At 70.0% G+C, this 19,983-nt stretch carries 15 protein-coding genes; 9 read left to right on the forward strand and 6 right to left on the reverse strand.

The genetic code is table 11. From position 1 onward, the window contains the following. Position 1: 1 nt before the first annotated feature. Entirely contained in the window at positions 2–1,114 is a 1,113-nt protein-coding gene (locus AC5Y4Z_RS20705) for a sulfite oxidase (protein ID WP_499966614.1), read from the reverse strand. 184 nt (positions 1,115–1,298) lie between these two features. Between AC5Y4Z_RS20705 and AC5Y4Z_RS20710 the strand changes: the two genes are divergently transcribed. Further along, positions 1,299–2,246: a LysR family transcriptional regulator gene (locus tag AC5Y4Z_RS20710; protein ID WP_499966615.1), complete on the forward strand. Its 948-nt coding sequence runs from the start codon at positions 1,299–1,301 to the stop codon at positions 2,244–2,246. Here AC5Y4Z_RS20710 and AC5Y4Z_RS20715 read toward each other — a convergent pair. Then, the gene (locus tag AC5Y4Z_RS20715; RefSeq protein WP_499966616.1) at positions 2,205–3,503 is read right to left on the reverse strand and encodes a glycosyltransferase; all 1,299 of its coding nucleotides are present in this window, start codon (positions 3,501–3,503) and stop codon (positions 2,205–2,207) included. The genes AC5Y4Z_RS20710 and AC5Y4Z_RS20715 overlap by 42 nt on opposite strands. A 50-nt stretch (positions 3,504–3,553) precedes the next feature. Here AC5Y4Z_RS20715 and AC5Y4Z_RS20720 point away from each other — a divergent pair, with 50 nt between their 5' ends. The 8 genes from AC5Y4Z_RS20720 to AC5Y4Z_RS20755 are packed head-to-tail and all read left to right on the forward strand — an operon-like array spanning position 3,554 to position 14,144. Next, positions 3,554–4,213 (forward strand): TetR/AcrR family transcriptional regulator, encoded by a 660-nt coding sequence (locus AC5Y4Z_RS20720; RefSeq protein ID WP_499966617.1) that lies wholly within the window; start codon positions 3,554–3,556, stop codon positions 4,211–4,213. Positions 4,214–4,242: 29 nt separating this feature from the next. Next, on the forward strand, positions 4,243–4,920 hold the full coding sequence (locus tag AC5Y4Z_RS20725) for a TetR/AcrR family transcriptional regulator (protein WP_499966619.1): 678 nt from the start codon (positions 4,243–4,245) through the stop codon (positions 4,918–4,920). A 23-nt stretch (positions 4,921–4,943) separates the two neighbouring features. Next, positions 4,944–6,167 carry a cytochrome P450 gene (locus AC5Y4Z_RS20730; RefSeq protein ID WP_499966621.1) on the forward strand — a complete coding sequence of 408 codons (1,224 nt, stop codon included), beginning with the start codon at positions 4,944–4,946 and terminating at the stop codon, positions 6,165–6,167. Further along, entirely contained in the window at positions 6,161–7,108 is a 948-nt protein-coding gene (locus AC5Y4Z_RS20735; RefSeq protein ID WP_499966622.1) for an SDR family oxidoreductase, read from the forward strand. Before AC5Y4Z_RS20730 ends, AC5Y4Z_RS20735 begins: the two co-directional genes overlap by 7 nt. 9 nt (positions 7,109–7,117) lie before the next feature. Then, positions 7,118–10,642, forward strand: coding sequence for a carboxylic acid reductase (gene car, locus AC5Y4Z_RS20740; protein ID WP_499966623.1), 3,525 nt, complete (start codon positions 7,118–7,120; stop codon positions 10,640–10,642). Then, positions 10,639–11,805, forward strand: a complete 1,167-nt coding sequence (locus tag AC5Y4Z_RS20745; protein WP_499966625.1) for an amidohydrolase family protein — start codon at positions 10,639–10,641, stop codon at positions 11,803–11,805. The genes car and AC5Y4Z_RS20745 overlap by 4 nt, the downstream gene beginning before the upstream one ends. Beyond that, complete coding sequence (locus AC5Y4Z_RS20750; protein WP_499966627.1) at positions 11,798–13,042, forward strand: M24 family metallopeptidase; 1,245 nt, start codon at positions 11,798–11,800, stop codon at positions 13,040–13,042. The genes AC5Y4Z_RS20745 and AC5Y4Z_RS20750 overlap by 8 nt, the downstream gene beginning before the upstream one ends. Next, a complete protein-coding gene (locus AC5Y4Z_RS20755) occupies positions 13,032–14,144 on the forward strand; it encodes a M24 family metallopeptidase (RefSeq protein ID WP_499966628.1) in 1,113 nt (370 codons plus the stop codon). Before AC5Y4Z_RS20750 ends, AC5Y4Z_RS20755 begins: the two co-directional genes overlap by 11 nt. On the opposite strand, the gene AC5Y4Z_RS20760 is transcribed toward AC5Y4Z_RS20755, so the two are convergent. From AC5Y4Z_RS20760 to AC5Y4Z_RS20775, 4 genes are all read right to left on the reverse strand, one after another. Continuing rightward, a complete protein-coding gene (locus tag AC5Y4Z_RS20760; RefSeq protein ID WP_499966629.1) occupies positions 14,141–15,499 on the reverse strand; it encodes an HNH endonuclease signature motif containing protein in 1,359 nt (452 codons plus the stop codon). The genes AC5Y4Z_RS20755 and AC5Y4Z_RS20760 overlap by 4 nt on opposite strands. A 100-nt stretch (positions 15,500–15,599) precedes the next feature. Then, positions 15,600–16,904, reverse strand: a complete 1,305-nt coding sequence (locus AC5Y4Z_RS20765) for a hypothetical protein (protein WP_499966630.1) — start codon at positions 16,902–16,904, stop codon at positions 15,600–15,602. Continuing rightward, the gene (locus AC5Y4Z_RS20770; protein WP_499966631.1) at positions 16,901–17,665 is read right to left on the reverse strand and encodes an SDR family NAD(P)-dependent oxidoreductase; all 765 of its coding nucleotides are present in this window, start codon (positions 17,663–17,665) and stop codon (positions 16,901–16,903) included. The genes AC5Y4Z_RS20765 and AC5Y4Z_RS20770 overlap by 4 nt, the downstream gene beginning before the upstream one ends. Further along, positions 17,662–19,983, reverse strand: coding sequence for a CaiB/BaiF CoA-transferase family protein (locus AC5Y4Z_RS20775; RefSeq protein WP_499966632.1), 2,322 nt, complete (start codon positions 19,981–19,983; stop codon positions 17,662–17,664). The genes AC5Y4Z_RS20770 and AC5Y4Z_RS20775 overlap by 4 nt, the downstream gene beginning before the upstream one ends.

Here is a 19,983-nt window from a genome sequence, read left to right on the forward strand (position 1 = left end):
CTCATATAACGATCAACGCGACGCTCGCCCATGCGTTGTTGCCGTACCCGCGCGGATTCCACAGGGACGCGGCCGATTCCGGCTGGGTGGTGCCGGTGTCGTCCCAGGCGCGGGCGGTGATCCGCAGCGGCCCGGGCGCGACGTCGACGGTCAACGTCCATGGGCGCCATGACCATTGGCTGGGTGCGCGGTGCAGCTCGGCCTGCCGCCAGCTCAGCCCGTCGTCGAGGGACACGTCGACCCGCTCGATGCTGCGGCCGTCGCCGGCCAGCCCGTAGCCGCGGATCGTCAACGGTCCGCTCGGCACCCGGTCGCCGTCGGTGGGATCGAGGATGTCGCAGTTGAGCGCCAACGACGACAGCGAAATCCCCTCGCCCGCCGCGGCGGCGTCGACGTCGGCGTCCGCGGGCAGGATTCGGTAGTCCTGCGACTGGAAGTAATTGGCCGACGGGCCGGATTGCACGGTGACGCCGGTGACCCACTTGACGCTGCGCGCGCCGATATATCCGGGCACCACCACCCGGACAGGGCCGCCGTGGACGCGCGGCAGCGGCTGGTCGTTCATCCGCCACGCCAGCAGCACTTCCGGTGCGGCCGCCTTGCTCAGCGGGATCGAGCTGCCGTATGGCTGGGCGGGGCGGGCTTCCTCGGCGACGTCGCAGGCCTGGAAGGCGACGTGCAACCCGTCGGGGTCGGAGTCGAGATCGGCTCCCGCGGCCGCGAGGACGTCCGCCAGCCGCACGCCCCGCCACTTCGCGGTCGAGATCGCGCCGTGCGCCCACGGCTCCTTCCCCGGTATGGGACGCACCCGCAGCAGCTCGGCGCGCCGATTGCCGGCGCAGGCCAGCGTCGCCACCACGTCGTGCTGCTCGAACTCGGTGGTCAGCCGCTCATAGGTCAACGTGAGCGCCCGCGCGACCAACCCGTCGACGCGCAGCTGCCACTGCCGCGGCGTGATGTCGGGGAAGGCACCGTGATTGCGGGCGTAGAACGCGCCGATCGGGGTGATGTCGCTGCCGGCCAGCACCGCGGGCGGCGGTTCGGCGTTGTACGGCAGGAGTGCGCGCACGATCATGTCGTCGCGCTTGTCCCACGCTGCCGTGGCCGCCGTCATAAGGCTCATTGTCACCGCTTTCCATTCGCCGGGCGATGTCAGGAATCGTCCCTCCTTTCGCGGGCCAGGGCCAGGGGGGTAAGTTTTGTGGGCTCACAAGTTTGCTTTGTGGCCAGGCGACCGCTCGGGCCCGCCCACAAGGTGACCTTGTGTGCAGGGCCGGGGAAGGCCAGGAAGGATCGTCATGCCGCTCAGCGCCCGCCTGCCCGAGTTGTCGGCGTTCGAAGTCTTCCTGGCCATCGCCCGGACCGGCAGCCTCGGCGCCGCGAGCAGGGAATTCGGGCTGAGCCAGCAGGCCGTGTCGGCGCGGCTGGCGTCGATCGAGGCGCAGACCGGCGTCGCGCTCGTCATCCGAACCCCCCGCGGTTCGCGCCTGACGCCCGCAGGGGTCGTCGTCGCGGAATGGGCGGATCAATTGCTCGACGTCGCCCGCCACGTGGACGCCGGGTTAGCCTCACTGCGATCCGAAAGGCGCAAGCGCGTCAAAGTGGTCGCCAGCCTCACCATCGCCGAACAACTCATGCCGCGCTGGCTGGTGTCGCTTCAGGTCGCGGCGCAACGACCGGGCGCCGCCGCGCCCGAGGTGATCATGACCGCTACCAACAGCGATCGGGCGATCGCCGCCGTGCGCGCCGGCAAGGCCGAGCTCGGATTCATCGAGACCCCTTATCTGCCAAAGGGTTTGCGCAGCAGGGTGGTCGGGCACGACGAACTCGTCCTGGTCGTGCCCGCCGACCACGCCTGGGCGCAGCGCCAGCGACCGGTCACGGCGGCGGAATTGAGCCGCACGCCGCTGGTGACCCGCGAACCGGGATCGGGGACGCGGGATTCGCTGACCGCGGCGCTGCGCCACGCGCTGGGCGAGTCGACAGACCAGCCGCCCCCGGTCCTCGAACTGTCCTCCGCCGCGGCGGTGCGCGCCGCCGTCGTCGCCGGCGCCGGGCCCGCGGTGATGAGCCGGCTGGCCGTCGCCGACGACCTGGCGATCGGACGGCTGCGCGCGGTCGCGGTGCCCGAGTTGAACCTGCGCCGTCCGTTGCGTGCCATCTGGGTGGGCGGACGCACCCCGCCCGCCGGGGCGGCCCGGGATCTATTGGCTCACATCACCGACCAGCTCGCCGCGGCAGGCTGAGTCCACGATGCCGGCCAGTCCGGCGAAGCCGGGCGCCGCGGCCATGTCGGCCGCAACGAGGCGGGCGGCCTCGCGATAGCGCGGCTCGGCCAGCACGGCGAGAATGTCGCGGCGCAGCGTACGCGGCGTCGGTCGTTCGGTCCTGATGCGCCGGCCGACGCCCGACCACGCGACACGCGCCCCGACCTCCGGCTTGTCCTCCTTGCCGCCGGTGGCCACGATCGGCACCCCGTAGCGCAACGCGCACTGGACGCCGCCGTAGCCGCCATTCGTCACGTAAACCGCAGTGCGGGGCAGCAATTCGTCGTACGGCAGGAAGACACCCGCACGGGCGTTCGGCGGCAACGGTGGCAGGGTGTCCAGCGGCCGGCCGCCCGTCGCGACCACGACGAGGACGTCCTCGTCGGCCAGCGCGCGCAGCGTCGGCGCGATCAGCTGCTCGTAGTCCGTGTTGGCCACCGTGCCCTGCGTGACGTGGACGACGGGCCGGGTCCCGTCGAGGTCACCCCACCACTGCGGCAGCGGAGCCTGCGAACCCGTCGCCGGCAGGCAAGGCCCGACGTAACGCAGGTTCGCGGGCGCGTCGGAGCGCGCGTACTCGAACGCGGGCACGCTGAACTGCACGAGCGCGTCGGCCCGGCGGCCCCAGTCGGGCATGGTGCCGGGCATGTCCTTGCCGTGGACCTCGCGATGTAGCTCGTCGATGAGCCGGTTTGCACGCCGCAACATCCGGCGGCTCAGCGCGGCCAGGACGGCGTTGCGCTGGCGGTTGAGCACGCGCGACGGCCGCAGCCCCATGCCGACAGGCGCGGTGTCGCGGCTGTCGACGGGCAGCGGGACCACCGAGCACTGGACGACCGCGGGGCGTGCCGGCCGCCGGTGCGCCAGCAGGAACGCGGCGCCGAAGAACAGGGGTTCGGCCAGCACGGCGTCGGCGGGCTGTGCCGCGAGCGCGGCCATGAGCGTCTCGTACTGCGCCTTGGCCGGCCGCGCGAGGACGTGTTCGACGTCGAACGCGATCGCCTTGACGCCCTTCAACTTCGCTCGCTCGGGAAAAGTCGCGAGGATGCTCTGATCGAAGTCCGCTTTGGCGGCTACCGGCAGGAAGGTCGCCCCGGTGGCCGTGACCCTGTCGGCGAACGCCGCTCCGGTGATGAAACGCACGTCGTCGCCGCGCTTGACGAAGTTCTCCGCGATGGCGAGCAACGGCGTGACGTGCCCATGCGCAGGAATGCTCGCGACGATGATGGACGGCATTGCGCACCTCCGGGCCCCCAATTAGCTGGGTGATGGTAGTATTCATTACTGTGCCACCGGAGTCAATAGCGTCGAAGCGCACTTACCGATCCGAACTGCGCCGGCAGCAGGCGGAGCAGACGCGGGCGCGGGTGATCGCCGCCGCGGCCGAAGTGTTCGCCGTCGAGGGCTATGCGCGCACCACGATGCCGAAAATCGCTGCCGCGGCGGGGGTTTCGGCCGAGACGGTCCAGGGTCAAGGCTCCAAGGCGGCCCTGTTGATCGCCGCCATCGAGTACGCGGGGGTGGGCGTGAGCGGCGAGGAGAACATCCTCAACCTCAAGGTCGGCCGCGAGATGATCGCCATCGACGACCCCGCCGCGGCGCTCGACTTCATCGTCGCGGCCGTGACGGACGTGCACCGGCGGACGGCGCGATTGGCGCCCGCGCTGTTCGGCGGCGCCGCCTCCGACCCCGAGCTCGATAGGTACTTGGACGATTTCATCGCCGGGATCAACGCGCAGGCCCGTCGCGTCCTCGAGGTGCATCGCGACCGCGGCTGGCTGCGCGACGACGTCTCGTTCGAGGAACTTGTCGAGACCTGCGCGGTGCTGTGCAGTGTCGAGACCTACCTGCGGATGACCAACCGCGACGGGTGGAGCGCGGACGCCTACCGCGGCTGGTGCCGGCGCATGCTGGCCGAGACCGTTTTCGCGGCGCCACGCCCCTAAATAAACTGCTTGATTTAATTTCGCGCGCGGTGTTCACTGAGGCGGTGACCGCCGAGCGCATGGCCCGCTCCGACAGGGCGACGGGCACCCGGGAGGCGCTGCTGTCGGCCGCCGAGGTGCTGTTCGCCGAGCGCGGCATGTACGCCGTGTCCAACCGGCAGATCAGCGAGGCCGCCGGGCAGGGTAACAACGCCGCCGCCTGCTATCACTTCGGGACGCGGACCGACCTGCTGCGGGCGATCGAAAGCAAGCACCGCGAGCCCATCGAGGAGCTGCGCGCGCAGATGCTGGCCGACGTGGGCGACTCGACCGAGCTGCGGGACTGGGTGGGCACGCTGGTCCGCCCGCTCACCGACCACTTGGCCGCGCTGGGCACCCCCAGCTGGTACGCGCGGTTTGCCGCCCAGGCGATGGCCGACCCGACGTATCGTCACGTCGTCACCAAGGACGCGCTCACCTCGCCGAGGCTGGTCCAGACGATCGAGGGCATCAACCGCTGCCTTCCCGACCTGCCCAACCGGGTGCGGGTCGAGCGAATCGTGATGGTGCGCAACCTACTTATGCACACCTGCGCCGAGCACGAGGGCGCGCTGGCCGAGCACGGTCCGCGGTCGCGGTCCAGCTGGCCCGTCGCCGGCGAAGGGCTGATCGACGCCATCGTCGGGCTGTGGCGCGCGCCGGTGCACGTCCGCGCGGCACACGATTAAGTATCGGAGAACCGAGGAGCCCGATGACCGACGTCTCGACCACCACCGACATCCCCGAGTTCCCGATGGCGAGGACGCCGGGCTGCCCGTTCGCTCCCCCGCCGGAATCGTTGGCGCTCAACGCGAACCGGCAGCTGAGCCGGGTGCGGATCTGGGACGGCAGCACGCCGTGGCTGATCCACGGCTACGACGCGATCCGGTCGCTGTTCACCGACTCCCGGACCAGCGTCGACGACCGGCTCCCGGGCTACCCGCACTGGAACGAGGGAATGCTGGCGACGGTGCACAAGCGGCCGCGCTCGGTGTTCACCTCGGATGCCGAGGAGCACACCCGTTTCCGCCGGATGCTGTCAAAACCGTTCACGTTCAAGCGCGTCGAGGGGCTGCGCCCGGCGGTGCGCAAGATCGTCGACGATCGCATCGACGCCCTGCTGGCCGGCCCCAACCCCGGCGACGTCGTCAGCACCGTGGCGCTGCCGGTCCCCTCGCTGGTCATCAGCGAGTTGTTGGGGGTGCCTTACGAGGACGCGGACTTCTTCCAGGAACAGGCCCAGCGCGGCACGGGACGCTACGCGACGGAAGAAGACACCGCGCAGGGTGCCGCGTCGCTGGCGAAGTACATCGCGAAGCTGGTCCGGGCCCGGATGGAAAGCCCCTCAGAGGATTTGGTGTCCGACCTGGCCGAGCGGGTCAACGCCGAGGAGCTGAGCGTGCGCGAGGCCACGCAGCTGGCCCTCGGCGTGCTGATCGCCGGTCACGAGACCACCGCCAACATGATCAGCCTGAGCATCGCGGCGCTGCTCGAGCATCCCGACCAGCGGGCGCTGCTGCGCGACGCCGACGATCCCAAGGTGATCGCCACCGCGGTCGAGGAGCTGATGCGGTATCTGAGCATCATCCAGACCGGACAGCGGCGAATCGCGGTCGAGGACATCGAGGTCGGCGGCGAGACGATCCGCGCCGGGGAAGGCATCATCCTCGACGTCGCCCCGGCGAACTGGGATCCGCGCCGGTTCCCCGACCCGGACCGGCTGGACCTGCTGCGCGACGACGGCGCCCACGTCGGGTTCGGCTACGGCCGCCACCAGTGCGTCGGACAGCAGTTGGCGCGCATGGAATTACAGATCGTCCTGCCCACCCTGTTGCGCCGGGTTCCGACGCTGGGGTTGGCGGTTGCGCTCGACGAGTTGCCCTTCAAACACGACACGCTCGCCTACGGCGTCTACGAGCTTCCCGTGACATGGTGAAACCCGACCTGCGGCTGGCGGTACCGGATCTGTCCGGCAGGTTCGCGGTCGTGACCGGGGCCAACAGCGGCCTGGGGCTCGGCCTGGCGAAGCGGCTGGCCGCCGCGGGCGCCGACGTCGTCATGGCGATCCGTTGCCGGACCAAGGGCGAGGCCGCCATCGCCGAGATCCGCCGGGACGCGCCGTCGGCCAAGCTGGCCATCCGGCACCTGGACCTGTCGTCGCTGAAAAGCGTTGCCGCGCTGGGTGAGGAGTTGAACGCCGACGGCCGCCCGATCGACATCCTGATCAACAACGCCGGCGTCATGACGCCGCCGCAGCGCCAGGAAACCCGCGACGGCTTCGAATTGCAGTTCGGCACAAACCATCTGGGCCACTTCGCGCTGACCGGGCACCTGCTGCCCCTGCTGCGCGCGGCCGGCTCGGCGCGGGTGGTGACGGTCAGCAGCCTGGCCGCGGCCCAGCGCAATCTCGAGTACACGGATCCCAACGCACAGCACGGGTACAAGCCGATGCGGTCCTACGGGCTGGCCAAGCTTGCCCAACTGATGTTCGCGATCGAGCTGGACCGGCGCAGCCAGCTCGGCGACTGGGGGGTGATGTCCAACGCGGCCCATCCCGGCCTGAGCAAGACGAACCTGCTCAGCGGCGCATCCTACGGCCGCGACCGGCCGACGCTGCAGAACCGGCTCACCAAGCTGACCTGGAAGCTGCTGCCGTTCATGTGGCTCGACGTCGACGAGGGCATCAAACCCTCGCTGTACGCGGCGGTCTCGCCGGATGCCCACGGCGGCACGTATTACGGACCGCGGGGCTTCTACGAAACCGTCGGGGGCGGAGTCACCTTCGCCGGGGTTCCCAGGATGGCGCGCAGCGAGGCCGACATGGTGCGGCTGTGGGAGCTTTCCGAACAACTCACCCGCGTCACGTACCGGGTTTGAGGTCCAGCTATGGCGTTTGTCGGTCGCACCGATGTCAAAGATCCCGGGGCACAACAGGACCAATGGGAACGATTGGCGCGCCGGCGCGAGCGGTTGTACGCCGAGGACGAGCAGTTCCGCATCACCCGCCCGGACGACGAGGTCGCCGCGGCGGCACGCGCGCCCGGGCTGCGGATCGCCGAGGTGATGGCGACCGTCCTACGGGGCTACGCCGACCGGCCCGCGCTGGGGCAGCGCGCGCGCGAAATCCTCACCGATCCCGCCACCGGGAAGCCGGCTCTGCATCTGTTGCCGCGCTTCGACACCATCACCTACGCCGACCTGTGGGCGCGCGTGCGGGCCGCCGCCGCCGAGTGGCACCACCACGAACGCCATCCCGTCCGCGCCGGGGACTTCGTGTGCGTGCTGGGGTTCGCCAGCATCGAGTACACGGCGATCGAATGCGCCTGCATCCATCTGGGTGCGGTGGTGGTGCCATTGCAGACGAGCGCCCCGGCCACCCAGCACGCGCCGATCCTCGCCGAGACCCGCCCGCGCATCCTCGCCGTCGGCATCGACAACCTCGACACCGCCGTCGAGGCGGTCCTGGCCGGCACCGCACCGCACCGCCTCATCGTGTTCGACTACGAGCCCCGCGACCACGACCAGCACGCCACCTACGAGGCCGCGCGCGCCCGGCTGGCCGTGGCGGGCGGCGGCCTGGACGTCGAGACGTTCGACGACGTTGTGGCGCGGGGGAAGTCATTGGAGCCCGCGCCGCTGCATGTCGCCCCGGCCGGCGAAGACCCACTGGCGTGGGTGTTCTACACCTCCGGCAGCACCGGAACCCCCAAGGGCGCGATGTTCACCGAGAGCCTGTGCATCGGCACCTGGCTCGCCCAGTCGGACCAGCCCGTCATCACGCTGAGCTACATGCCGATGAGCCACCTGATCGGCTATGGCTACGTCATCCTGACGCTGGCCAACGGCGGCGTCAGCTATTTCGCCGCCAAGAGCGACCTTTCGACGCTGTTCGACGACCTGGCCATGGTGCGGCCCACGTCGATGAGCCTGGTGCCGCGCGTCTGCGAGATGTTCTACCACCACTACCAGCGCGAGCTGGACCGCCGCACCCCGTCCGCCGGCGACCCCGGCGAGGCCGCCGAGGAACTCACCACCGCCATCCGCGAGCAGATCCTGGGCGGCCGCGTGCTGGCCGTGGGCTGCGGCTCGGCGGCGCTGTCACCCGAGATCAAGACGTTCATGGAGGCGGTCCTCGACCAGCACCTGCTGATCGGCTATTCGTCCACCGAGATCGCCGGCGGCATGGTCGTGGCCGACGAGCACGTGCTGCGGCCGCCGGTGATCGACTACAAGCTGCTCGACGTCCCCGAGTTCGGCTACTTCAACACCGACAAGCCCTATCCCCGAGGCGAATTGGCGGTCAAAACGTCCCGCTTCATGGCCGGCTACTACAACCGTCCGGACCTGACGGCCACGATGTTCGACGAGGACGGCTACTACAAGACCGGCGACATCATGGCCGAGCTCGGCCCGGACCGCTTGCGCTACGTCGATCGGCGCAACAACGTGATCAAGCTGGCGCAGGGCGAATTCGTCGCGGTGTCGCGGCTCGAGGCGCTGTACGCCACGAGCCCGCTGATCCACCAGATCTATGTTTACGGCAACAGCGAACGTTCCTTCCTGCTCGCCGTGATCGTGCCCACCGACGACCCGGCGGACCCGGCGGCGATCGCGGCGTCGCTGCGCCAGATCGCGCGCGACAACCAGCTCAACGGCTACGAGATCCCCCGCGACTTCCTGATCGAGACCGAGCCGTTCAGCCTGGCCAACGGCCTGCTGTCGGGTGTCGGAAAGTTCTTGCGGCCCAAGCTCAAAGCCCGCTACGGGGACCGCCTCGAGCAGCTGTACGCGCGGATGGCCGACGATCAGCTCGGCCGGCTGCGCGCGCTGCGCGCCGGCGGCGCGGACCAGCCGGTACTGGCGACCGTCGGCAGGGCGGTGCAGGCCACGCTCGGCGTGGCGGCCGCCGACGTCTCCCCCGAATCGCGGTTCATCGATCTGGGTGGCGATTCGCTTTCGGCGCTGACCTTTTCGACGCTGCTCGCCGACATCTACGGCATCGAGGTTCCGGTGGGCGTGGTCGTGGATCCGGCCGGCGACCTGCTCGCTGTGGCCAATCACATCGAACGCCATCGCAACTCCGACGGCGCCCAGCGGCCGGCATGCGCGTCGGTACACGCGGGAATGCGCGAGAGCGGCACGGTGCGCGCCGCGGAGCTGACCCTGGACAAGTTCATCGACGCTGCCACCCTGAAGACCGCGGCGTCGCTGCCCGGGTGCGCCGGTGACGTCCGCACGGTGCTGCTCACCGGCGCGACGGGCTTCCTCGGCCGCTCCCTCGCCATGACATGGTTACGGGAATTGGCCGCTGCGGGCGGCACACTCGTCTGCGTCACGCGCGGCGCCGACCACGCGCGGGCGCGGGAGCGGATCGAGGCCGGGCTGGGGACCAACCCCGATCTGCTCGCGGAATTCCGGCGACTCGCCGACGGGCACCTCGAGGTGCTGGCCGGCGACATCGGCGAGCCGAACCTCGGGCTGGATCAGGCCACGTTCGAGCGCCTGGCCGCGACCGTCGACCTCATCGTGCATCCGGCGGCTCACGTCAACCACCTGCTGCCCTACCACCAGTTGTTCGGCCCCAACGTCGTGGGTTCCGCCGAGGCGATCCGGCTCGCGATCACCGCCCGGCTCAAGCCGATTCACTACATTTCCACGCTCGGCGTCACCGCCGCCGCGGACTACCTCGTCGACGAAGACACCGACATCCGGCGCGCGGTGCCCGCCTGCACCGTCGGCGACGCCTACGCCAACGGCTACGCGATCAGCAAGTGGGCGGGCGAGGTGCTGATGCGCGAGGCGCATGACCTGTGCGGCCTGCCCGTCGCGGTGTTCCGGCCGGGCATGATCCTGGCCGACACCCGGTATGCGGGGCAGCTCAACGTGCCCGACATCTTCACCCGGCTGCTGTTCAGCCTGGTCGCCACCGGTGTGGCGCCGCGGTCGTTCTACCGTGGCGGGGGCGCGCGCCCGCACTACGAGGGCCTCCCCGTGGATTTCCTGGCCGATGCGATCGCCACGATCGGCCCGCGGCGCGGAAGCGATTTCGTCACGTTCAACACCACCAACCCGCACGACGACGGCATCTCGCTGGACACGTTCGTCGACTGGATCGTCGCCGCGGGGTATCCCGTTGAGCGGATTGACGATTACCAGACCTGGCTGGCCCGCTTCGAGACGGCGATGCGGGCGCTGCCGGAAACCCGGCGCGCGCAGTCGGTGCTGGCCGTGCTCGACGTGTACCGCGAGCCCATGCCCGCCGTCCCCGGCTCCCCCGTTCCCGGCGAGCGCTTCCGGTCGGCGGTGGACGGGGCGGGCCGCGCGATTCCCCACCTGTCGAAGGAGCTGATCGAGAAGTACCTCGACGGCCTCGAGCAGCTCGGCATACTGAGCGGAAGGGAGGGACGATGATGTCACGTCAAACCGTGTATCCCGAGGGCGTGATCGGCGCGCCCAAGCACCGCCGCGGCCACGCCGCGCAATCGGTGACCGGGCTGCCCGCCGGCACCGAGGTCTTCTCCGCCGACAACCACATTTCGGTGGCCGACGACATCTTCTACGAGAACTTTCCCGACGACCTGAAGGAGCACGCGCCGCGAATCTGGTACGAGGACGGCGCCTACCTGCTCGGCCGCCCCGGGCAATCCATGGTGGTCGGCGACTTCAGCGCGGTGCTCATGCAATACGACGATCTGGCCGGCGCGGCCACCAACAACGTCGACGCGCGGATCCGCGAACTCGCCGAGGACGGGGTGGACAAGGAGTTGGTGTTCCCCAACGCGGTGCTGGCGTTGTTCCACTATCCCGACAAGGACCTGCGCGAGCGGATTCTGCGGATCTACAACGAGCACATCGCCGGCGTCCAGGAGCGATCCAACGGCCGCTGCTACGGGGTCGGCCTGATCAACTGGTGGGACCCGCGCGGGGCCCGGCGCACGCTGGCGGAGCTCAAAGCGTTGGGGCTCAAGACGTTTCTGATGCCGCTCAACCCCGGCAACGACGACAACGGCCACGTCATCGACTTCTCCAGCACGGCGATGAGCGCCGTGTGGGACGAGATCGAGGAGGCCGGCCTGCCGGTCACCCATCACATCGGCGAAAGCCAGCCCAAGTGCCCCAGCGAGGTCAACAGCGTGGCGGTGGCCATGATGGTCAACATCGACTCGTTCCGGGAGATGTTCTCCAAGTATGTCTTCGGCGGCATCCTCGACCGTCATCCCGCCCTGCGCGTCGGCTGGTTCGAGGGTGGAATCGCCTGGGTCCCAACGACTCTGCAGGATGCCGAGCACGTGCTCGCGTCGTATCGGCACATGCTCAAACGGCACCCCGAACACGACATCCGCTACTACTGGGACACCCACATGTGCGCCTCGTTCATGGTCGACGGCCTGGGGCTCAACCAGATCGGCGAGATCGGGATCGACAAGGTGATGTGGTCGTCCGACTACCCGCACAACGAGAGCACTTTCGGCTACTCGGAGAGGTCGCTGGCCGCGGTGGTCGACGCCGTCGGCCCCGAGGACGCCGTCCGTGTCGTCGGGGGCAATATCAAAAGGTTTCTGGGTCTTGACTAATTCGCTCACCGCCCGCGGCTCGGGTTTCGACATTCCCGACGAGCCGGACTTTGCGCGGATGCGGGCCGAGATCGGCGCGCGGCTGCGCGCGGCGATGGCCGAGCACGGCGTCGACGCGCTCGTCCTGCTGATGAACGGCTACGTCGGGTATGCGACGGGGGCCAGCTGGCCGCTGCTCGACGCGGGCCTTTCGCACGTGGAGCGCCCCGTGGCCGTCGTCCTGGCCGACGACGAGCATCCGCATCTGTTCCTGCCGCATCGCGCCGGTTCCTTCCTGGAGCCGCCCGATCCGCCCGTACCCGCCGACCATCTGCACGGACCCGTGTATCTCGAATTCGACCAGGGCGTAGCGGATTTCGCGCACGCGCTGTCCGAATTGATCCCCCGGGGCGCGTCCGTGGCCGTCGACGAGCTCACCGGTGCGATGCGGCGCTCGGCGGCCACGCTGTTCCCGTCGGGGCCGCCATCGGACGCGGCGATCGTGGTGGGTGCCGCGCAGCTGGTCAAGACGCGCGACGAGCTTTCCTGCCTGCGCCGGGCCACCCGCATCACCGAGCGGGCGGTGGCCGACGTGCAGGCGGCGCTGGCGCCGGGGGTGCGGCAGATCGACCTGTCGGCGCAGCTGGTGCGGCGCGCATTTGAGCTGGGCGCCACCACCAACATGCTCGAGGCCATCTGGCAGGTGATGCCCCAGTCCCGGGAGGCCGGCGTGTGGACCACCCACGGCGACCTCGCGCTGCCCCTGCTTCCCACGGCCCGCGAACTCGAGGCCGGCGACGTGCTGTGGACCGACATCAGCATCAGCTACGCCGGATACTGCTCGGACTTCGGGCGCACCTGGCTGGTCGGTGCCGAACCCTCGCCGCGGCAGCGGGACCAGTTCCGGCGGTGGCGGGCGATCCTCGACGAGGTGCTCGCCGTGACCAAGGCCGGTGTCACGTCCGGGGACCTCGCGCGGGCGGCGATCGCCGCCAACGGCGGCCGCAAGCCGTGGCTGCCGCACTTCTATCTGGGTCACGGGATCGGCACCTATCCCGCCGAATCCCCAATGATCGGAACGGATCTCGGCGAGGAATTCGACGACAACTTCGTCTTCCCGCCGGGCATGGTGCTCGTGCTCGAACCGGTCGTGTGGGAGGACGGCACGGGCGGCTACCGCAGTGAGGAGATCGTGGTGATCACCGACGACGGCTACACGCCGATCACCGACTACCCGTATGCCCCCTATGGCGACTGAGGTTGCGCCCGATCCCCTGGGGTTGCGGGCGGGGCGTCGGGAACGGGCGCTGGCCCAGATGGACGCGCACGACCTCGACATCCTGGTGCTGGGCCGCCAGGCCAACGTCCGTTATGTCACCGGCGCACCACAGCTGTGGATCGCCGGGACACGGCCGTTCGGCCCGGTCTGCGTCGTGGTGCGGGCCTCCGGGGAGATCTATCTCAACAGCACCGACGACGAGGGGGTGCCGGAGGAAATCGGGCGCGGCCGGCTCTACGGGCTGGCCTGGAATCCCATGACCCTGATCGAGGTGTTGAAGAACGTCGACGGCGCGGCGACCGCACGACGGGTCGGAACCGACGCCATCACACCGACTTTCGCGGCTCTGCTGCCCGAGGCCTTCCCCAACGCGGAGCTCGTCGACGGCGAGCCCGCCATGGCGGCGGCGCGACGCATCAAGACGCCCGACGAAATCGCGGCGATGGGTCCGTCGCTTCGCGTGGCCGAACGTGGATTGGCCGCCGCCGTCGCCGAGCTGCGGCCGGGCGTCGCCGAGCGGACGCTGACCGGGGCCGCGCTGGAGGCCATGGCGGCCGGCGGGGTCAGTACCCCGGCCACCCAGGACGTGGCCTGGGTGACGTCGCGGGAACACCCGTGGCGGCGCGCCAATCGACCGGTGCAGCCGGGCGATCTCGTCGCGCTGGCCGCCGGGGCGCTGGCCGACGGCTACGTCGGCGAGGTGGGCCGGACCTGGGTTGCGGGCCGCGACTTCGACGGTTCGACCCATCCGCTGTTCGCGCGTTCGGATGCGTTGTACGACAGCATGCTTGGCGCCTGCCGCCCAGGTGCGCCGACGCGCGCTGTGCTGGCCGCCTACGAGGCGGTCGGTGAGCCGCTGCCGCCGATGCCGGTCGCGCACGGCCTGGGGCTGGGTTTCGATCCGCCGGTCGTGACGGAGGCGCTCGCGTCCACCGCCGACCACCTGGACGCCGGAATGATGCTGGCGCTTACCGGCTACGTGTGGCAGGAGGGCGTCGGGGCGGTGTTCCGCCGCGACACGGTCCACATCACCGACGACGGAGCCGATGTGCTGACGGCCGGCCCGTCCTGGCACGACTAGGGGTCGTCTTCGTCGTCCTCGGTGAAGCGTTCGGGGTGGTGATAGGCGTTGGTTCTGGGCTGCCCGTGATCCAGGTGTGCGGGTGGGATCCATTCGGTTTGGCCTTGGGCGTTGATGCGCGTAGTCCAGCCTTCCTCGGCGAGTCGGTTGTCGGGGCCGCAGGCTAGGGTGAGTTCGTCGATGTGGGTGCGCCGGGTGGCTTGCCAGCCGTTTACGTGGTGGACCTGGCTGTGATACGCCGGGGCGGTACAGCCCGGCTTGGTGCACCCACGGTCCCTGGCGTACAACACGATTCGCTGCGCCGGAGAGGCCACGCGTTGGGTGTGATACAGCGCCAGCGGTTTGCCGTCGTGGAAAATCGCCAGGTAGTGATGGGCATGGGCGGCCATGCGGATCACGTCGGCCATCGGCAGCAGGCTCCCGCCGGCGGTCAGCGCCTTGCCGGCGGCGGCCTCGAGCTCGCGCAGCGAGGCGATGGCCACGATCCCCACCGGTAGCCCGTTGTGGCTGCCCAGCTTGCCGGAGGCGAACAGGGCGCGCAGCGCGGCCACGAACGCGTCGTGGTTGCGCTGAGCTGTCGAACGGTGATCGCGGCGCACCGCGGCCTCATCCGGAGGATCGTCGACCACCGGCTTTTCGTCCTCGGGGTTGCAGGCGCCGGGGGCGGCCAGCTTGGCCAACAGCGCCTCGATGGCCGCGCGCAACTCCGGGGTGACCAGCCCGCTGATGCGTGACATGCCGTCGAATTCCTGCTTGCCGAAGACGATGCCGCGCCGGCGGGCGCGCTCGCGGTCGCTGAGGTCGCCGTCGGGGTGCAGCCAATCCAGGATCCGTCTCGCATACTTGGCGACCTCGTCGGGGCGGTACTGGGTGGCTTTGGTTGCCAGGTCGTGGTCGGCGGCGGCCCGGGTGGCGGCGTCGACCTGCTCGGGCAGGTGGGCGAAAAAGTCGCGGATGACCTTGATGTGCCCGTCGCCGATGAGCCCGTCGCGCTGCGCCGCCGCCGTCGCGTCCAGCCGCGGCGCCAATGGCTGTCCGGTCAGGGCGCGGCGCGCGCCGAGGTCCTCGGCCTCTCCGATGCGCCGCGACGCCTCGCCCGGTGTGATCCGCAACCGGTCGGCCAGCGCGGTGCGCAGGCTGCCGCCCAGCTCGGCGGGGCCGGCCTGGGCATCGAGCTCGTTGATCAGCGTGTGCTGGGGGGAGCGCAGCCGGCGCGCGGCGCGCTCCAGGCGCTCCAACACCCGCAACCGCTCCGGAGTGGTCAACACGTCAAACGACAACCCGCCCAACCGGTCCAGGCCAGCATCGAGCGCGCCGAACGCTTCGACGATCTCCTCGCGACTGCTGCAACCCATACCCCGACACTACGAACCACCACCGACAAGAAACCCCGAAATGTGACCACAGAAACCAAAGTGACACAAGAAATTTCGCGGGCCCCTGGACCCGCCTCCGTTAGACGCAGAAACCCGTCGTCCGGTTCCATCGGATCGATCCGGGCCCCGAGTCCCGTTCGCCGAGCGCCTCGTCGAGCAGATCGCCGACCCGATGACGCCGCCACAGGTTCAACAAGTTCGACAACATCTGCAGCGGAGCGCGCACGCTCTCGTCGTCGCGGATGCGCGGATCCGTGCGGCTGGCGGGGGCGGCGGTGCCGAATCGCTTGTGCAGCAACGCCGGCACGTCCAGCAGCCAGGCGACGCCCATCGCCGCGGCGTACAGCAGCGTGTGCCGGCGCAACCTGTCGGGATCCAGGCGCGGGCCGCCGCAGCGCCGCACCTCGGCGACGAACACATCCAGCAAGTCGTCGAGATGCCGATCCCACATCGAGGTTTCGGCGCCCGACATCGCCCCCCAGATGGCCATGCCCATGTTCATCTGGCCGACGCATCCCCAGTCCAGCAGGCCGCAGCGCAGATCGCCGTCGCCCTCGCGCCAAAACCAGGCGTTGTCGATGTTGGCGTTCCAATGGCACAGCGCGACATAGTCGGAGTCGGCGGCGAGCCCGCGGATGATCGCCGGTTCGGCCAAGGCGACCCGCGGCACGTCTTCGCGCAAGCGCGCCAGGAACTCGCGTGAGCCGACGCCGTGCGGCACCAGGCCGGGGTGGGCTTCGACCAACGCGGCGAGCTGGGCCACGCGGCGCTCCAGTTTGGCGGCGCTCACCGTCGCCCGCTCGCCCACCGTCGCCGCCGCCAGGTCCAGCGGAAAGTGCGCGGGAAGGCGCCCGTAGCGGCCCGCGAGCCGGGCCAGCGCGGTCAACAGTGCGCGGTAGTGGCCGACGGGATCGGGCATGTCGTAGTCGAGGCACTTGTGGTATTGGCGTTCGATACCGTTGTTGCCGAAGGGGATTCGCTCGGTGATCAGAATTCCCGTCCCGCTCCGGCGCTCGTAGTCGGCGAACAACACCGAGGGCACGGCGATCGGAAAGCCGGGGACCCGCGACAGCGTGGCGAACCGGACCTCGGACTCCATCTGGGTCTTGCCGCGGTCGCGCACCGGATCGTCCAAATCGCGCGAGAACTTGACGAACAGGTCGTTGTGCAGGCCGGGCTCGTGTCGCTCGTACTCCACCGACAGCACGACCTTGCGTCCGGTGCTGCCCCCGGCGAACTCGCGGATCTCGGTGATGCCCCTGACGGCGTTGCCGTCCGCGAGCGTGCCGGATGCCCGAAACGCCTCGGTGAGAAATGGCGCCCCTCTTCTGCATAAGGCCGCGGGGTCGGGCGGAATCGCGAGGCCGAACTGGTCGCCGGTCACCACGTCTGCTCGGCCGCGCGCACTAACATGTGGTTGACCGCGACCCTCCGGTCGCGCGTCACCATGTACAGCACCGCGTCGGCGATGTCTTCCGGACGCAGCTTGACCATGCCGGCGGTCTGGCGCTCGAATGCCTCCTGCGACGCGGCGGGCAGGTGGCTGAAGATCTCCGTGTCGACGGTCCCCGGACCGACGACCCCGACGCGCACCCGCTTCCCGAGCACCTCCTGACGGATGCCCTCGCTGAACGCGTTAACCCCGAACTTGGTCAGCGAGTAGACCGCGGTGTTGGGCCGGGCCACCCAGCCGGCCGTGGAGCTGACGGTGACCAGGTCGGCGACGCCGCGCGGTGAGCCAGCGGCCGCGTCGATCAGGTGCGGCAGCGCCGCGCGGGTGACGTAGAGGACCCCCTGCACGTTCACCGCGACCATCTGATCCCAGTCCTGCAGGCGCGCCTCTGCCGCGGGCCCGGACTGCATGAGGCCGGCGTTGTTCACCACCGTGTCGAGGCGCCCCAACTCGGCGACCGTTCGCGCCACGGCCGCCGAGACGTCCTCGGCCTCGGTGACGTCGGCGGCCACGACAAGCGCTGTGCCACCGGCGGATTCGATCTCGCTTTTCAGATCGGCGAGCCGGTCGGCGCGACGGGCGAGCAGGGCCACCGCGGCGCCTTCGGCGGCCAGCGCCTTCGCCGTCGCCGCGCCGATGCCGCTGCTGGCCCCGGTCACCAGGGCTGTCGTGCCGGCGAGTGTCGTCGTCATGTTCGGACCCCCAGGATTTCCCGCAGCACGTACTCACTGTCCTCCCCCAAATCCGGTGCACCGCGCTCGATCCGCGCCGGCGACCGCGTCAACCGCCACGACGGCCCCACGATCGGGCGCTGGCCTTCGCGGTGATCGCTGACGAAGCGGTACAACTCTCGGTCCCACAATCGCTGATCGCCGATCACGTCGATTGCGGTGGCGCTCTTGGTCGCCGGCACGCCGGCCGCCCGCAGGGTGTGCGCGAGCCGCTCGGCGTCGTGGTCCCGGGTGTACCGCGCGATCGCACAGTCCAGCGCCTCAACATGACGCCGCCGCGCTTCGGGAGTGGCGTACGGTGCGTCCTCGGCCAGCTCCGCGGCGCCCAGCGCTGAGCACAGCGCGCGCCATTCGGCATCGTCGGCCACGGCCACGGCCACCCAGGAATCGTCCCTACACGGGTAGCACCCGTGCGGGCACAGGTCGGGGTGGTGGTTGCCGTTGGGGCCGAGGCGGTTTCCGGTGAGGCTCTGTTCCAGCAGGCAGTCACCGATCATCGAGGACAGCGTTTCGACCGCGGAGACGTCGACGAATTGCCCCGCGCCGGTGAGTTCCCGGTGCAGTAGCGCCACCACGGCGGCGTACGCGGCGGCGGCGCCGACGGTGGAATCGCCGTAGCGCATGCTCGTCCCGAGTGGGGGCCCGCCGGGGTAGCCGACCAGCGATGCGAGCCCGGCCAGCGCGGCGAAGCACGGCGCGTAGCCGGTCTGGTGCCCCAGCGGGCCGTCGTTGCCCCACATCTTGATCGACACCGAGATGATGTCGCGCTTGATCGCCTTGAGCTGTTCGTAGCCCAGGCCCTGACGCTCCATCGCGCCCGGCCGCAGGTTGTTGATGACGATGTCGCTGCGGGCGATCAGCTCACGCAGCCGCGCCATCGCCTCGTCGGACTTGATGTCCAGGTCCACGCTGAGGATCTCGGGGTTGATGCTCAGGAAGTAGGGGGCGTGATCGATGTCCGTGCCACCGTAGGCACGCATCTCCTCGGGCGCGGCCACCGTCTCGACCTTGATCACTTCGGCGCCCAGCTGCGCCAGCAGCTTGCCGGCGTACGGGCCGGCCCACACCTTGGTGAGCTCGACGACGCGGACCCCTTCCAGGGGACCCCCGCGCGCATCCTTGGGCGCCTTGAGTTGCGACGCCCTGACCGCGGGCGGCGTGCGGGGGCTGTCCAGGCCAGCCAGCACCGCCGCCGAGTGCTCGCCGAGAGCCGGTGCGGCGGCGGCGATCCGGGCCGGCGACGCGCTGAGCGCGTACGGCACGGTGGGGTATGCCGCGGTGCCCAAGACCGGGTGGGTCGCCTCTTGGAAGAAGCCGCGATGCCGGTACTGCGGCGAGCGGTGCAGGTCCGCGGCGTCGTTGACCGGGACCAGCGGCACCCCCAGCCGCTGCGCCCGGTCGGCGGCGGTTTCCTTGGGCAGGCCCTCGACCCACGCGGCGAAGCCCCGCCGAAACGTGGCGACCTTTTCGGCGGTGACGGAGAACTCCAGCCAGTCGTCGTCGAACGCGTCCAGCCAATCCGGGTGACACATCAGCTCTTTCACGCCGAGCCAGTGCGCGCGGCTGGTCATGTACAGGTAGACGAACCCGTCGGCGCAGGCGAAGAACGCGGCCGGGCCGGCCTGGTCGTAGTCGCCGCGGTGGCCTTCGGCGGCAACCTCCCCGGTGATGAATCGGCCCAGGATGCAATCGGCGCGGGAGACCAGCACGGCATGCTCGGACACGTCGATGAGCTCGCCTGCGCCGCGGTGCAGGCGCCCGAAAAGGGCCGCGACGACGCACAGTGCCGCGTCCAGGCCGGCCTCGTAGTCCACCAGGAATCGCCCCGGCCCCTGCAGCGGCGGCCTGGTCGGATCGGCGTGGCTGGGCGTGTGGTAGCCCCAGCCGCTGGCGTGGAACACGTTGCTGCTCTTGGCGTTCGCGAACTCGGCGGGCGCCTCGTTGCCGAACGGGGTGATCGAGCAGAACACCACGCTCGGATGCTGTTCCGACCGTCCCGACACGCGGTCCTCGATGACCGCGTCGGCCGACCCGATCAGCAGGTCCAGGCGACCGGCGTCCAGCACCACCGAGCGCTTGTTGGTGTTCAGGTAGGCGAACAACGCGCTGCCCTCGGGCCCGTCGGCGAGGACCGGCGCCAGCGCGCGGGTGGGGCTGCCGGACCGCGGCGCCTCGACCTTGATCACCTCGGCGCCGAAGTCGGCCAGCAGCTTTCCGCAGTACTCCCCCGCGACGGTCTCGGCCAGCTCGACGACCCGGATGCCCGTCAGCGCCGACAT

The organism is Mycobacterium sp. NGS63, from assembly GCF_059812295.1.